Origin of the sequence: Williamsia sp. 1138 (assembly GCF_002095435.2) — a bacterium.
Lineage (GTDB): Bacteria > Actinomycetota > Actinomycetes > Mycobacteriales > Mycobacteriaceae > Williamsia.
Genome location: NZ_MJEJ02000025.1, coordinates 52456 through 68227, shown reverse-complemented (window position 1 = coordinate 68227; position 15772 = coordinate 52456). Strand labels below are relative to the sequence as shown.

The window sequence follows — 15772 nt, the reverse complement described above, 5'->3', positions numbered from 1 at the left end:
AAGCCGGCCGAACAGGCCGAACAATCGAACCCACACCTGTCTCAGACAGGTTGACAACTTCCGAGTAACGGATGGGTGGTGCAAAAACGGGTGGGCGGTGGGCGGTGGTCTGAAGGCCGTCTGACCCTGCTGCAGTCGCCCTTGCCCCACCCGTTTTTGTGGTGTCCACCGGAAGTAACCGATGGGTGGTGCGAAAACGGGTGGGCGGTGGGATCGTCCTCGCGCCGATCGTCAATTGGTGGTGGTGAGCAAGCTCTGCGATCCGAGGATCCGTGCGACGTTGATCTCGATGACCACCCGTCGCGGGTTGATCTTGGGCTGCCGATACCGCAGCGCATAGCGTCGGACGCCTTCGGCGATCGAGTCGGCGTCGCGTTTGACGGCGGCGGTGCCCTCCAACGTGATCCATCGGGGACCGTCCACCTGGAAGACCGCCGCATAGCCGGCACGTTCGACGTTCTTGACCTTCTGACTGCCCTCGAACGTGATCACCCGGACGACCTGCGCCTCCGAGTCGTACGTGAACCCGACAGCAACGACGTGTGGGGTTCCGGCGGCTCGGACCGTACTGAGGCTGCCGAGATGGCGGTCGGTGAGGAACTCCAGGGCCGCGGGGGTGAGGTCGTCTGCTGATTTAGCCATGGGGTCGAGCCTAGTGGCCTGCAGGAGTACGCCAACGCCTGCATGCGGCGTCATCTCTTCGTACCAACGGGGGGCCTGATGCCTGCGCACGAAGACGGATACGTGGGATAGTCGGCGCGTGACCGACCAGATTACGCAGGCGCTCGAACTCGTTCGTGGACAAAACCTTTCCCTCGAATCGATTGGTGGCGCCGAGGAGCAGATCGTCGTCGGCGTGATCAGCGAGTTTCCTTCGGAGACCGCGGCCCGGCCCGACGTGAGCATTCTCCTACTCGACGGTGACGGAAAGGTCCGTACCAACGCCGACTTTGTCTTCTACAACCAGCGCGAGGCCGGTGGCGGTGCTGTTCGCCTCGTGGAAGGCACCTCATCACTCAACGACGCGGTGGGGTCGCCGGGAGAAGTACTTGTCGTCGACTTCGCTTCATTGCCGTCCGACGTCGACCGAATCGTCGTGGGCGCCAGCCTCGATTCCGACGCCGGACTGACTTTCGCGAACGCCGACCACCTCGAGATCAGTTTGCTGGTCGCCGACTCGGTTTCGCCCAGTGTGGTTTTTACTCTCTCTGTAGAAGAGCCGGTCCTCGCATTGCTGTTCGGCGAGTTCTACCGCCGTGGCGCAGCGTGGAAATTCCGGGCCCTCGGTCAGGGATACGGCGACGGGCTCGGCGCGTTGGCGCAGGAGTTCGGCGTCGAGATCGACGATGATCCTTCGACTGCAGACGGTCCCACCGTCCAGGAGGAGATGGTTCCGGCCAACGACAACGGTGAAGACGCGACGACACCGCCGGACAGCGAAGCCGCAACCGCTACTGCATCCACCGTCGTTCCTGACGGTACCGGGCACATGACGATCAGAAAGGCGCTGCGTCCACCGAAGCTGCCGGAGTGGTCGCTACGAAACGATCTGAACGACGAATCGGAATGGGACCGCGCGCGTTTGTTCTCGGTGTCCGCGATCGGTTCCGGCGACGAGCGTGAGCGGCGCGCGGTATCGGCGCTCCTGTCGGTGATGAACGGAGTCCGCGAGTTCGGCCGAGAGTTGGTGCGACGAAGCGGTGGGCCCGCCGGAACGATCGAGACGTTCATCGAACCCGAGTTCGATTGGAATGAGAAGAAATATCGGCCCGACGGTCTGATCCGTGTCACGCGTGGCGCGAAGCAATGGGTAGCGCTTGTGGAAGCAAAGTCGTCGACCGCGAAGCTCACGGATGATCAGGTGGAAATCTACGTCGACATCGCGCGAAAACTCGGGTTCAACGCGGTGATCACCGTGAGCAACCAACTGCTGGGTGCCCACGATCAGCACCCTGTCAAGGTCGACAAGCGGAAGCTGAAGAAGGTCTCGCTTCATCACCTGTCCTGGGACGAGATCAGGTCTGTCGCGATACAGATGTCGATGCACCGCCAGGTGCAGGATTCGACCCAGAGTTGGGTGTTGCGAGAGTTCGTCCGTTACCTGCAGCATCCGAAGTCCGGGCTGCACGGATTCACCGACATGGGACCGCAATGGGTCCAGGTGCGCGAAGCTGTGAAGACCAGGACGCTGAATGTCGACAACAAAGGGGCCATCGAGGTCTGCAATCTGTTCGACCAGCTGGTGCGCCACATCGGCCACGACTTGTCCTGCCTGTTGAGTACCGATGTCCGTCCGATCTTCCCGCGCAATCGGCCGGACAGCACCAGCCGTATCCAACAGCTTGCCGACTCGGGGATGATGTTCGGATCACTTCGCGTCCCCGGCGCGACAGGGCCTTTGACTCTCGCGGTCGATCTGCGATCTGACACCGTCGAGTGTTCGACCATTGTCGACGCACCTCGCGAAGGTCGGCCGGCGACTCGAGTGAACTGGGTCGTCAAGCAGATGCCCGACGCCCACGGCGACACCCTTGTCGAGGCAGTGCTTCCGGGGCGGACTTCTGCGAACATCGGCGCGCTCCTGGGGCAGCTTCGCGAGTCGCCAGATGGGTTGCTACCCGCCGATGGCAAGTTGCCAAAGCAGTTCAAGATCACCCGTGGACACACGCTTTCCCGCAACCGCGGCAACGTCGTGATCTCGGCCAACAAACTGGTCGAGGAGTTCTATCGAGACGTTGTACAGGTTCTGCGCTCGCCGAAGCCGACGAAGCCCGTCAAGGCCTGACCAGAGAGCCACTCACCCGTTTGGGATACTCACCGGGTGAGTAATGGTCAGGTAGTGGTCCTGTTCGGTGGACGCAGCGAGATCGGGATCGAGGTCGCTGCGCGGATCGCCGCTGGTGCCACGGTCGTGCTGGCGGCTCGACGCCCTGATGAACTCGAGGAACAACGCGAGCGTCTGACGAGCGAAAATGCGGCTGCGGTCCACACGGTGGAGTTCGATGCGGACAACACTGAGCAGCACGGCACGCTGATCGAACAGATCATCGCCGAGCACGGCCGTATCGACGTCGCGATCGTCGCCTTCGGGATCCTGGGCGATCAGGCGCGCGCCGAGACCGACGTGAAGCACGCACTGCAGATCGCGCACACGGATTACCTCGCGCAGATCAGCGTTCTGACCCCGCTCGCAGCTGCCATGCGCGCCGCGGGGCAGGGCAACCTCATCGTCTTCTCGTCGGTGGCCGGCGTGCGGGTCCGCCGCGCGAATTACGTCTACGGGTCGACCAAAGCAGGCCTCGACGGGTTCGCGAGTGGACTGTCGGATGCCCTCCACGGCAGTGGAGTCCGCCTACTACTCGTCAGGTCAGGTTTCGTGATCGGGAACATGACAAAGGATTTGATGGCTTCAGGAGTCAAACCGGCACCGATGTCCAGAACTGCGCCGGAGGTGGCCGACGCGGTCGTAGCCGCGTTGCATCGCGGAAAGAGCGTGGTCTGGGTACCAGGCAAGCTCCGACCTTTCTTCTTCGTCATGCGGCTACTTCCGCAGGCAATCTGGCGCCGGTTGCCGCGATGAGCAATCATCGCTACATCGTTGTCGGTATCGGTGCAGATGGTTGGGACGGCCTGACGCCGGCCTCCCAGCGCGAGTTGCAAGATGCCACGGTCGTGTACGGATCACCGCGACAGCTCGGTCTTCTCGATTCGGTCAGTGCAGAGCTGCGACCCTGGACCTCGCCGATGTCGGAGCACCTCGCGGCTGTTCTCGCACACCCGCAGTCATTCCCGGTCCACATCCTCGCGTCGGGTGATCCGATGTTCCACGGCGTGGGTGCCAGCATCGTCAAAGCGGTTGGTGCGGAGAATGTTCGGGTTCTACCGGCGGTGTCCAGCGTGAGTCACGCTGCCTCCAGGCTCGGATGGGATCTGGCAACCACCCGCATCTGCAGCGTCGTCGATCGACCGCTGAGTTCGATTCTCACCAGTGTCAGCGACAACGTCCAGCTCCTGGTACTCAGCCGCGATGCGACGACCCCCGAAGCGCTCGCGAAACTGCTGACCGCCCACGGTTTCGGCTGGTCGCATCTGACCGTGCTCGAACAACTGGGTGGCGCAGCCGAACGCACGTACGGCGGGATCGCTCGGACGTGGCGGCACGCCGCCGGCGACCGCCTGAATCTCGTCGCGGTCCGGTGCGTCGGCCCCGCGGTCAGCGCGCAGGCAGGTCTTCCCGACACCGATTTCAGCAATGACGGGCAGATGACGAAGCAGGCAATTCGAGCCTTGACGGTCACGGCGCTGCGTCCCGCCGCGCGTCAACTGTTGTGGGATGTCGGCGCAGGCGCGGGAAGCGTCGCGATCGAGTGGTTGCGCACTGATCCCTCCTGCAGCGCAATAGCATTCGAGTCCGACGGCGCTCGCCGTGATCGGATCGGGCACAACGCCTCAGAATTCGGGGTAGCGCAAGGGCTGACGATACTCGAGTCCGCTCCGGAGCACTTCGTACACGCGCCCGACCCCGATGCGATTTTCATCGGTGGCGGCGTGACCACAGCGGGAATCTTGGAGGGTTGCTGGGACGCGCTGCTCGAGGGTGGGCGCATCGTCGTCAACGCTGTGACCATCGAATCCGAGGCGCTGCTGGTCACCTGGCACTCCGCGGTCGGTGGCACGCTTCGTCGTTTTCAGGTCGATCACGCCGAACCGCTCGGGTCGATGACCGCCTGGCGGCCGACTCTTCCGGTCACGCAGTGGATAGCCGACAAGCCGGTGGGAACACCATGACCGTCTACTTCATAGGTGCCGGTCCGGGTGCAGCAGACCTCATCACGCTGCGCGGTGCCGGCGTCCTGTCGCGGTGCGACACCTGCCTCTACGCCGGATCGCTGGTGCCGGAGGAGATGCTCGAGCACTGCCCAACCGGTGCGAACCTCATCAACACCGCGAAGATGCCGTTGACGACGATCATCGACCATATCGATGAAGCGCATCGGGCGGGGCATGATGTCGCCCGGCTCCACTCTGGTGATCCCGCGTTGTATTCGGCTGTTGCGGAGCAGATCCGGCACCTCCGGAAGCTTGGCATCGACTACGAGATCGTCCCTGGTGTACCAGCATTCACGGCAGCGGCCGCGGCACTCAAGCAGGAGTTGACGGTCCCAGGGGTGGGGCAGTCCCTACTGATCACGCGGGTGTCCACCTTGTCGACGGATATGCCCGACGGTGAACAACTCGACGAGCTCGCGCGCTCCGGGGTCACGATGGCTCTCCACCTGGCCGCCCATCAGAGTGCGCAGATCGTCGAGGCGCTCACACCTCACTACGGCGCGCAGTGTCCTGTCGCGGTGGTCGCCTTCGCCAGCCGCGAGAATGAACAGGTCGTGCGCTGTCGGCTGGAAGAGCTGCCGGAACGCCTGGAGTCGAACAGAATTGTGCGCACAGCGGTGATCTTCGTCGGCGAGGTGCTGGCTGCGGACCAGTTTCCCGACAGCTACCTGTACTCGACCGCTCGGATGACCAAACTCCGCGACGACTCCCGGCACCCGTGAACGGCCGTCGGGTTCTGATCCTCGGAGGTACGGCAGAGGCCAGGTCTCTCGCAACCCTCCTGGACGCTGCGGGCGTCGACGCTGTCTCGTCGCTGGCGGGCCGGGTGAAGAATCCCGCGTTGCCGGTGGGGGAGGTGCGGGTCGGTGGTTTCGGCGGAGTCGACGGCCTCGTCTCGTGGCTTCGAACGAACGAGTGCACCGCCATCGTCGACGCCACCCATCCGTTCGCCCGAGTGATCTCGGCGAACGCCGCGCAGGCAGCAGAGGCCCTCGAACTACCGCTGCTGACGTTGCGCAGAGCGGAATGGCAGGCTCGGCCCGGCGACGCCTGGATCGAGGTCGACGACATGCTCGGCGCCGCGCGGGCGGTCTCCGAGATGGCGGCCGTGCGGGACGACCTGCGGGTCTTCCTGACCACGGGCCGTCAGGACGTCGACGTCTTCAAGGCCATCGACGATGCGTGGTTCCTGATCCGACTCGTGGACCCGCCCGAGCGGGAGGGCCCCCGACACAGCACCGTGATCCGAAGTCGAGGACCTTACAGACTCGAAGGTGAACTCGCCCTGATGCGCGAACACGGTATCGACGTCATCGTGACGAAGAACAGCGGCGGCCAGTTGGTGAGCGCCAAACTCGATGCGGCGCGGCAGTTGTCACTCCCGGTGATCATGGTGCGTAGGCCTTCCACTCCCGGCGGACCCCGCGTTCACACCGCGGCCGAAGCCGCTCACTGGGTGGCGGGGCTTGCCGAGTAGCGACGATTCGTGAACACTGCCTGACCATCTGAGCGGTCGACGACGGTGGTGGTGGTTGACCCGATGATCAGCAGCGTCCGCATGTCGACCGTTGCCGGATCGAGATCGGCCACCGTGGTGATCACGAGAGACTGTTCGGGTCCGCCGACATCGCGGCCGAGAATCACCGGGGTTGTGCTCGCAATCTGTTGCAGCAGGATCTCTTTCAACTCGGCAACCTGCCAGGTGCGGCTGGCCGACCCCGGGTTGTAGATGGCCAGCACGAGGTCGGCGCGCAGTGCGGCCCGGACCCGGTCGGCCACGACGTCCCAGCTCTTGAGGCGATCCGACAGGGAGATCACCGCGTAATCATGGCCGAGGGGAGCGCCGGCCAGACTCGCGACGGCGTTGGCAGCCGTCACTCCGGGCACCACGCGGACGGGCACCTCACGCCATTGTTCGTCAGCGGCCTCTTCGATGACGGCTGCCGCCATTGCGAAGACACCGGGATCCCCCGACGACACCACGACGACGCGCGCGCCGCCTTTGGCGAGATCGAGCGCCATGCAGGCTCGTTCGGACTCGACCTTGTTGTCGCTGGCGTGCAGTCGCTGACCGGCGCGCGGAGTGATCCGGTTGAGGTAGGTCTTGTAGCCGACCAAGTCTGTGGCCTGGGCCAGTTCGGCACGCACCTCAGGGGTTGTCCATCGATCGGCGCCCGGCCCGAGGCCGACCACCACGACCTGGCCGGTGCCGCGACTCGGTTCGGCGATCAGTGGATTGTTCAGCTCGCCCGGTATGACGATCATCGAGAAATAGGGAACCGTCGAGGGTTCCACGTCGACGACGGGGACCACCCGTTGCGTCAGCGTCGAAGCCCGCTCGACGTACCAGGCCTGCTCGAGGCGACCCGACTCTTCCAGCGCAGCAACAACATCGGGGAAGGTCCGGCCGAGCTTCATGATGGCCACGGCGTCGCTGTCGCGCAGTCGGCGGACCAGTTCATCCTTGGGAAGGGTGCCGGGTAGCACCGTGAGCGTTTCGTCCGCCTCGACCAGGGGAAGCCCGGTGGCGGCCGACGACGCACTCACAGATGTCACCCCGGGGATGATCTCGGTGTCGAAATCGGCGACCAGGCGTTTGTGCATGTGCATGTACGAGCTGTAGAAGAGCGGATCGCCTTCGGCGAGTAGCGCGACGCTCCGTCCTGCCGAAAGATGCTGTGCCAGAGTCTGTGCCGCAGAGGTGTAGAAATCTGCGAGTGCTCCTCGATAGCCGCCGGGGTGATCGGTGCTTTCCGTGGTGACCGGATACATCAACTTCTCTTCGATCTGACCGTTGCGCAGATATGGCGCCGCGACGGATCGGGCGATGGATCTGCCGTGCCTGGCGGAGTGATACGCGACGACATCGACCTCACCGATCACCCTGGCGGCCTTGACGGTCACGAGTTCGCTGTCCCCGGGGCCCAGGCCCACTCCCCATAGTTTGCCGGTCATGGTCTCTCTATTCCGCTGTCGAAGCGAGCGCGTTGATGGCTGCCGCGGTGATGGCCGAGCCCCCGCGCCTGCCCAGCACGGTGAGGTATTCGAGGTCGGTGCGATCGGCGAGGGCCTGGCATGATTCGGCCGCTCCGATGAAACCCACTGGTGCGCCGATGACCGCCGCCGGACGTGGCCCGCCGGCGTCGATGAGCTCGAGTAGAGCGAACAGCGCGGTGGGTGCATTGCCTATGGCGACCACTGCCCCCTCGAGAACTGGGCGCCAAAGCTCTATGGCGGCAGCTGTTCTCGTGGTATCCAATTCAGCCGCGAGTTCGGGAGTCCGAGGATCTCGGAGCATGCACAGGACGTCGTTGTCGGCAGGCAGCCGTTTCCGGGTGACCCCGGAGGCCACCATGTTGGCGTCGCAGAGAATCGGGGCGCCGGCCTCGAGGGCGCTTCGAGCGGCAGTCACCACACCGTCGCTGGCACGGACATCGGCGGTGAGGTCGACCTGACCGCAAGCATGGATCATCCGGACGACAACGCGCGACAGGTCATCGTCGAAACCGCCGAGGTCTGCCTCGGAGCGGATCGTGGCGAAGGACTGGCGGTAGATCTCGGCGCCGTCTCGTATATAGGAGTACATGGTGTTTGCCACGATAGAGGTCGCTCAGATCTGCTGACGTACGTACCCGTCGTCGGTGGCCTCGACGCGGGTGTGATGTCCGTGAGGTGAACCACATCCACGTTCGCAGCCGACCCAGTGCTCGCGTGCGGTGAGCTCGACGTCGGGTGTGCTCAGCAACAATTCCAGATCCCCGCGCACGTCAGCGCGAGACTTGTCGCACCCGGGAGAGCCGGCGCATGCGCTGACCCGGGTCCATGGTGAGCTCGCATCGAAGATGAGGCCCATGGGGGCGAGCACCCGTAGAACGGTGTCGGCCATCCCCTCCGAGAGGTCGACGACGACGATCTCCTTACGTGGGGTGAAGTAGATGTCCCGTTCGATCGCAGCGAGGAACTCGGCGATGCGCGACGACATGCGGCCGTGTGCCACGACGGCACCGAGGGCGACCAGTCCGTCGTCCTGGTCCAGCCAACCGACCAGAGGTTCCGTGGGCGGCAAAGGCAATCGATGCGGTGGCGCGGTGGCGAGCGAATCGAGAAACTCATCGATCGCAGGATGCCCGGCCAGGTCCTCGACCCGCCATTCGTCCGTGCGGTCCGCGAGGAACGCATGTGCCACGGCCAACAGCGTCTGCGCTGCCTGGTCGACAGTGGTTGTCCGGCCGGTCCGAACCCCACCGACCACGACTTCCAGGGTGCCCCCGTCGATGGCCAGCAACCCGGCGTCGGGTGCTTCGCCGACGATGTCACCGCGGCCATCGTCGATGCCGAACAGGAAACGGGCAGGCAGGTGAGCGAGCCCGGGATCGGCCCGAAGGCCGACGTCCAGGTCGTCGAGGATCTGCCGCGCGTCGAGAAGTCCGCCGCGGCGTCCGGTCAGCGCCGACAGTTGCAGATTGCGCACCCGCTCGTGACTCGGGGTCGGTATCAGGCCGGCGTCGACGATCCGCTCTGCGGCACCGTCCAGGTCCGAAATACCCCTGAGCTGCAGATTACCGCGGGACGTGAGTTCCAGATGCGCATCGCCGAAGTCGTCGGCGACCCCGACCAGCGCCTGCAGTTGAGACGAGGTGATGAGTCCGCCGGGTAGCCGGATCCGCGCGAGATGACCATCCGCGGCGGGGTGTGCAGAAAACACCCCGGGGCAGCGGTCGGCGGGTCGGCTCATGGGTTCAACGGTACTGCGTGCGCGACCCTTCATCCTGCGATGGTGTGTCCTCACGGCGAACGAAAGCCCAGGTGGGGTTCGCCACAGGGCCCCATCATCGGGGACGATAGTCTGATCCCAGACCTGCGATAGGGAAGCCGGTGCGATTCCGGCGCGGTCGCGCCACTGTGTCGGGGAGACCCGGAGTCAGACCCCTGTCGCTCCATCGCTGCACTACCCGCCGGGCGCGAATCCCCGGCAAGGAGGTTCCACCCCGTGATCTTGCTGCTGTCCACCTCGGACACCGATCTGCTGACGGCCAAGGCATGTGGCGCGGACTACCGGCTCGCCAATCCGTCGCGGTTGCTGATCGATGAAGACCTCCCGGCGCTCCTTTCCGACATCGACCTGGTGGTCGTACGGATTCTGGGCGGGCGACAGATCTGGGAAAAGGGCCTCGAGGCCGTGCTGGCTGCCGGGCTGCCGACGGTGGTCCTCTCCGGCGAGCAGCTTCCGGACCCTGACCTGATGTCGATGTCGACCGTCGCGCCCGGTGTCGCCGCGGATGCGCACAACTACCTCGCACAGGGCGGCCCGGAAAATCTCACCAACCTGCACGCGTTCCTCTCCGACACCGTGCTGCTCACCGGTCATGGCTTCGGCGGACCGGTCACGACTGCGCAGTGGGGATTGCTCGAACGTCCGAAGCCGGCCCCGGATTCGGGCCCGGATTCGGGCCCGACCATCGCCGTCCTCTACTACCGAGCCCAGCACCTGGCCGGGAACACCGCGTACATCCATGCCCTGTCCGATGCGATCGAACGCAAGGGTGGCCGGGCTCTTCCCATCTTCTGCGCGTCACTGCGCACCGCACCCGACGACCTGCTCGAACAGCTCGCTGCGGCAGATGCTCTGGTGGTCACCGTGCTTGCGGCCGGAGGCGCGACGCCCGCGACGGCCTCGGCAGGTGGCGACGACGACAGCTGGAACATCGAACAGCTCGCGCGCCTGGACGTACCGATCTTGCAGGGTCTGTGCCTGACGTCGTCGCGAGAGAACTGGGCAGCGAACGACGACGGGATGTCGCCGCTCGACGTCGCGACCCAGGTTGCGGTGCCCGAGTTCGACGGCCGGATCATCACCGTGCCGTTCTCGTTCAAGGAGATCGGCGATGACGGTCTGCCCTGGTACCGACCAGATCACGAGCGTTGCGACCGGGTGGCGGGGATCGCGGTCCGCCACGGCAAGCTGCGACACATTCCCACAGCGGAGCGACGTATAGCCATCATGCTGTCGGCGTATCCGACGAAGCATTCGCGGATCGGCAACGCCGTGGGTCTGGACACCCCGCAGAGTTTGCTCCGACTCCTCGATGCGATGCGTGAGGCCGGTTACGACATCGGGCCGGACTCTGGTGACGGCTCGGTTCCCGGTCTCTCCGAGAACGATTCGGACAAGCTGATCCACACCCTGATCGCCGCGGGCGGTCAGGATCCGGACTGGCTGACCGAAGAGTCCCTGGCAGCCAACCCGATTCGACTTTCGGCGGCCGACTACCGCGAGTGGTTCGCCACCCTGCCCGACGACTTGCGGGACGCCATGACCACGCACTGGGGTGAGGCGCCCGGGGAGCTTTTCGTCGATCGTTCAGTGAACCCCGAGGGCGACATCGTCATTGCCGCAATGCAATTCGGCAACACGCTGCTGATGGTGCAGCCGCCCCGTGGCTTCGGCGAGAACCCGGTCGCGATCTACCACGATCCGGATCTGCCGCCGAGTCACCACTACTTGGCATGTTACCGCTGGGTCGCGACTCAGAACGGCTTCGACGCCGACGCCGTCGTCCACGTGGGCAAACACGGGAACCTCGAGTGGCTGCCCGGCAAGACACTCGGGATGTCCGCCTCCTGCGGGACCGATGCGGCGCTCGGTGACCTGCCCATGATCTACCCGTTCCTCGTCAACGACCCCGGCGAGGGCACCCAGGCCAAGCGTCGCGCACACGCCACCCTGGTCGACCACCTGATACCACCGATGGCCCGCGCCGAGAGCTACGGGGACATCGCGCGACTCGAGCAGCTGCTCGACGAGCACGCGAACATCTCTGCGCTCGACCCGAGCAAATTGCCAGCCATCCGCCAGCAGATCTGGACACTGCTGCAGGCCGCCAAGATGGATCACGACCTCGGACTGTCGGAGCGTCCGGAGGAGGACGTCTTCGACGACATGTTGCTGCACGTCGACGGCTGGCTGTGCGAGATCAAGGACGTGCAGATCCGCGACGGTCTGCACATCCTCGGACAACCGCCCGCGGACGACGTAGAGGTCGACCTCGTCCTCGCGATGCTCCGGGCACGACAGTTGTGGGGCGGCAAACAGAGTCTGCCGGGGCTCCGCGAAGCTCTCGGCCTCGTCGAAGACGGCACCGCAGGTCGCACCGCGACCGATGACATCGAAACCCTGGCCCGCGAACTCGTCGCCGCCTGCGCCAAGGACAACTGGGACTCCGACACGATCACCCGGGTCGCGGCCGACCACCCCGAGGACGTTCACCAGATCCTCGAGTTCGCGGGCACGGAAATCGTGCCCCGGCTCCGTCAGACGGATCAGGAAGTCCCTCGGATCCTGCACGCGCTGAACGGTGGTTTCATCCCGGCCGGGCCCAGCGGTTCGCCGCTGCGTGGCCTCATCAATGTGCTGCCGACGGGGCGCAACTTCTACTCGGTCGACCCCAAGGCCGTGCCCTCCAAACTCGCGTGGGAGACCGGCCGGGCAATGGCCGACTCCTTGTTGACGCGGTATCTGACCGACCACGGGGAATACCCGCGATCGGTGGGTCTGTCGGTGTGGGGGACCAGTGCGATGCGAACCTCCGGCGACGACATCGCCGAAGTCCTCGCCTTGCTGGGCGTCATGCCGATCTGGGACGAGGCCTCTCGCCGCGTGACGAAGCTCGACCTGATCGATCTCGCAGAACTGGGGCGACCGCGTGTCGATGTCACGGTTCGGATCTCGGGCTTCTTCCGTGACGCATTCCCGCACGTGGTCACCATTCTGGACGACGCGGTTCGGATGGTCGCAGCTCTCGACGAGCCCGACGAATCCAATTACGTTGCCGCCCATGCCCGTGCCGATCTCGCCGTACACGGTGACAACGATCGTGCGACCACCCGCATCTTCGGTTCCAAACCGGGAACCTACGGCGCCGGCCTGTTGCAGCTGATCGATTCCAAGGACTGGCGCAGCGACGCCGACCTCGCGGAGGTGTACACCGCATGGGGTGGTTATGCGTATGGTCGCGGCCGAGATGGAGTCGCAGCGGTAGAGGACATGCGGTCGGCGTACCGTCGGATCGCGGTGGCAGCCAAGAACACCGACACCCGTGAGCACGACATCGCCGATTCCGACGACTACTTCCAGTACCACGGCGGCATGGTCGCCACGGTTCGCGCGCTGACCGGTCAGGACCCCGAGGCATACATCGGCGACAGCACCAGCCCCGACAACGTCCGCACCCGGACTCTGTCCGAGGAGACCACGCGCGTCTTCCGGGCTCGCGTGGTCAACCCGCGGTGGATCTCGGCGATGCAGCGACACGGATACAAGGGCGCATTCGAGATGGCGGCGACCGTCGACTACCTGTTCGGCTACGACGCGACCACGAATGTCATGGCTGACTGGATGTACGAGCAGCTGACCGAGTCCTACGTCCTCGATCAGGCGAACAACGACTTCATGACGAAATCGAATCCCTGGGCGCTGCACGGGATCGCCGAACGGCTTCTGGAGGCCGCGCAGCGAGAGATGTGGGCTGCTCCTCCTCCCGAGATGCTCGACGAACTCCGCCGCGTCTTCCTGGAAACCGAAGGCGATATCGAAGGCGGCTGACCCGATGTTGGTGGCTTCGGGTGAGCGTGACCTGGACAAACGCTCGCCCGAACCCACCATTTTCGGGGAGTGGGAGAAAATCGGACGTTCCGTGCGTTGACCGTGTGTACGCACAGCCGATAGTCGGGATGGTTTCTCATGAAGTTCGCGCTCTTCCTCCTCTACGTGGCAATCGAAATCGCCGCCTTCGTGGGGCTCTGCTACGCCATCGGCTTCGGCTGGACCCTGCTGCTCGGCCTGGCAACGGTGATCGGCGGGTTCTGGCTCTTGCGCCGACAGGGCGCCAAGGTGTTTCGAAACCTGCGCGACGCGGGTGAGAAGGCCGCAGGCGGTCAGCCGGCGGGACCCGCAGAGTCCGCTGCGCCCGTCGCCGACACGGTACTGCTCGCCGCAGCGACCATCGCTATGATCGTTCCCGGCCTGGTCAGCACTGCGGTCGGAATCCTGTTGCTGCTCAAGCCGATTCGTTTGCTCTTGCGCCCCGTTGTCATCGCGCTCGGCACGCGCAAGGTGGTCGGGGCGATGGAGACGTACACGCGGTACGGCCGGGGAATGGCAGGCGTCACCGTCGTCGAGGGGCAGGTTGTCGACACCACAGAGTACGGCCCGACCGGATACGACCCCACCCGTCCGCAGCTGCGCAAGCCGCAGACCGAGCTCTGACGCCGGCGGTTCGCGGCCCTGGCCACACCGAGTCGACGACTGACAGGCAGACTGGACCGTCGTGGACAGTCAACTGCTGATCGGCGGGCACATTTACTCGCCGGCGGCCCCCGATGCAACCGCCATCGCGATCGAGAACGGTGTGGTGGTCTGGGTCGGATCCGACCAGGTCGGCCGCACACTTCATCCCAAAGCCCAGATCGTCGACCTCGGCGGTGCACTGGTCGCGCCGGCGTTTGTCGACTCGCATGTGCACCTCACATCGACCGGTCTCGCGATCCGTGGTCTCGATCTGAGCGAAGCGGTCAGTCGCGAAGACTGCCTCGAGCAGATCCGCCGGTACGTCGTCGAGAACACGGACACCGACCTCATCTGGGGTCTGGGCTGGGATGAGTCGAACTGGCCCGACCTGACTTGCCCGACCACTGCGGAGATCGACGCGGTGGTCGGCTACCGGCCGGTCTATCTGGCTCGGATCGACGAACACAGCGCAGTTGCCTCGACAGCTCTGCGTTCACGGGCAGACGGTCTGATCGGCGCGCAGGGGTATGACGAGCAAGGTCCTCTGACGGCCGACGCACATCACCGCGTACGCGGCGCCGCCCGCCTGCTGCTGTCCCAGACCGGCCGCTACCGGGCCCAGCATGCCGCCCTCGACGACGCCGCCGCGCATGGCATCGTCGCCGTCCACGAAAACGGTGGACCCGACATCAGCGGGCTCGACGACTTCCTCTCGCTTGCCGATCTCGACCATGCGGTGCAGATCCGGCGATATTGGGGCGCGCCGGTCGCCGACGCAGAGCAGGCGACCTCGCTGCTCGCTGCGACCCGCGCTCATGCACTCGGCGGGGATCTGTTCATCGATGGAGCGATCGGCTCTCACACTGCGTTGCTGCGCGAGCCCTACACCGACGCCGATACGAGCGGGGTCTGTTATCTCGACGGCCACACCGTCACCCGGCACATCCGGGCGTGCACCGAGGCCGGTATCCAGTGCGGCTTCCACGTCATCGGAGATGGTGCCACCGATCTTCTGGTCGAGGGTTTCAGCACCGTGGCTGCCGAACTCGGCGCGCCCGCACTCGCGCGCATGGGTCACCGGATCGAACACGCAGAGATGATCACGGCCGAACAGGCAGCCATTCTGGCGTCGTGCGGCGTCATCGCGAGCATGCAGCCATTGTTCGACGCGCTCTGGGGTGGACCCGGGCAGCTCTACGAACAGCGACTCGGGCTGCCGCGGGGACGCTCGCTGAACGATTTCGCGCAGCTCGCGAGGGCCGGGGTCGGATTGGCCTTCAGCTCGGACGCCCCGGTGACCTCGATACGGCCGTGGGAGGCGATTGCCGCAGCGGCACATCACAACAACCCGACGAGTGCGATCTCGGTGCGTGCGGCCTTCGCGGCAGCCACGCGCGGAGCCTGGCGCGCAGGGGGAGAGCGGGACGGCGTCGCCGGGACGCTGGTCCCCGGTGCTCCCGCCGACTACGCGGTGTGGGAGGTCGACGAGCTCGTGGTCGCGGGGTCGGCTGACCCGGCCGTGGCGCGCTGGTCCACCGACCCGCGCTCTCGCGTCCCCGCATTGCCGGACCTGCGACCGGGCACCCGCTTACCCGAGTGTGTCCGGACAGTGCGAGCCGGTACCCCGATCTACGATCGGGCAGGTCTGTGACGGCC

At 65.3% G+C, this 15772-nt stretch carries 12 protein-coding genes and 1 riboswitch; of the genes, 8 read left to right on the top strand and 4 right to left on the bottom strand.

Going from position 1 to position 15772, the window contains the following annotated elements:
- Positions 1-231: 231 nt before the first annotated feature.
- The gene (locus tag BH683_RS03540; protein WP_084834889.1) at positions 232-642 is read right to left on the bottom strand and encodes a TIGR03618 family F420-dependent PPOX class oxidoreductase; all 411 of its coding nucleotides are present in this window, start codon (positions 640-642) and stop codon (positions 232-234) included.
- Between the two features lie 118 nt (positions 643-760).
- Between BH683_RS03540 and BH683_RS03535 the strand changes: the two genes are divergently transcribed.
- From BH683_RS03535 to BH683_RS03515, 5 genes are read left to right on the top strand one after another with little or no spacing between them, the layout of a single operon-like run.
- Complete coding sequence (locus BH683_RS03535) at positions 761-2785, top strand: TerD family protein (protein ID WP_168186954.1); 2025 nt, start codon at positions 761-763, stop codon at positions 2783-2785.
- 36 nt (positions 2786-2821) lie between these two features.
- Positions 2822-3580: an SDR family NAD(P)-dependent oxidoreductase gene (locus BH683_RS03530; RefSeq protein ID WP_084834887.1), complete on the top strand. Its 759-nt coding sequence runs from the start codon at positions 2822-2824 to the stop codon at positions 3578-3580.
- Positions 3577-4788, top strand: coding sequence for a precorrin-6y C5,15-methyltransferase (decarboxylating) subunit CbiE (gene cbiE, locus BH683_RS03525; protein ID WP_084834886.1), 1212 nt, complete (start codon positions 3577-3579; stop codon positions 4786-4788). The genes BH683_RS03530 and cbiE overlap by 4 nt, the downstream gene beginning before the upstream one ends.
- Positions 4785-5552, top strand: a complete 768-nt coding sequence (cobM, locus tag BH683_RS03520; protein ID WP_084834885.1) for a precorrin-4 C(11)-methyltransferase — start codon at positions 4785-4787, stop codon at positions 5550-5552. Before cbiE ends, cobM begins: the two co-directional genes overlap by 4 nt.
- Positions 5549-6307: a cobalt-precorrin-6A reductase gene (locus BH683_RS03515; protein WP_084834884.1), complete on the top strand. Its 759-nt coding sequence runs from the start codon at positions 5549-5551 to the stop codon at positions 6305-6307. Before cobM ends, BH683_RS03515 begins: the two co-directional genes overlap by 4 nt.
- Here the strand turns inward: BH683_RS03515 and BH683_RS03510 are convergent.
- Genes BH683_RS03510 through cobG form a run of 3 tightly spaced genes read right to left on the bottom strand, consistent with a single transcriptional unit; the run spans position 6280 to position 9565 of the window.
- A complete protein-coding gene (locus BH683_RS03510) occupies positions 6280-7785 on the bottom strand; it encodes a precorrin-2 C(20)-methyltransferase (RefSeq protein WP_084834883.1) in 1506 nt (501 codons plus the stop codon). The genes BH683_RS03515 and BH683_RS03510 overlap by 28 nt on opposite strands.
- A gap of 7 nt (positions 7786-7792) precedes the next feature.
- Positions 7793-8416 carry a precorrin-8X methylmutase gene (locus BH683_RS03505; RefSeq protein WP_084834882.1) on the bottom strand — a complete coding sequence of 208 codons (624 nt, stop codon included), beginning with the start codon at positions 8414-8416 and terminating at the stop codon, positions 7793-7795.
- Between the two features lie 24 nt (positions 8417-8440).
- Positions 8441-9565, bottom strand: coding sequence for a precorrin-3B synthase (gene cobG, locus BH683_RS03500; protein ID WP_084834881.1), 1125 nt, complete (start codon positions 9563-9565; stop codon positions 8441-8443).
- Positions 9566-9652: 87 nt separating this feature from the next.
- Positions 9653-9782, top strand: a riboswitch (cobalamin riboswitch).
- 38 nt (positions 9783-9820) lie between these two features.
- On the opposite strand from cobG, the gene cobN reads away from it, so the two are divergent.
- From cobN to BH683_RS03485, 3 genes are all read left to right on the top strand, one after another.
- On the top strand, positions 9821-13432 hold the full coding sequence (cobN, locus tag BH683_RS03495; RefSeq protein ID WP_084834898.1) for a cobaltochelatase subunit CobN: 3612 nt from the start codon (positions 9821-9823) through the stop codon (positions 13430-13432).
- Between the two features lie 138 nt (positions 13433-13570).
- A complete protein-coding gene (locus tag BH683_RS03490; protein ID WP_084834880.1) occupies positions 13571-14095 on the top strand; it encodes an FxsA family protein in 525 nt (174 codons plus the stop codon).
- A 61-nt stretch (positions 14096-14156) separates the two neighbouring features.
- Positions 14157-15767 (top strand): amidohydrolase family protein, encoded by a 1611-nt coding sequence (locus BH683_RS03485; RefSeq protein ID WP_084834879.1) that lies wholly within the window; start codon positions 14157-14159, stop codon positions 15765-15767.
- The last annotated feature ends 5 nt before the right edge of the window (positions 15768-15772 follow it).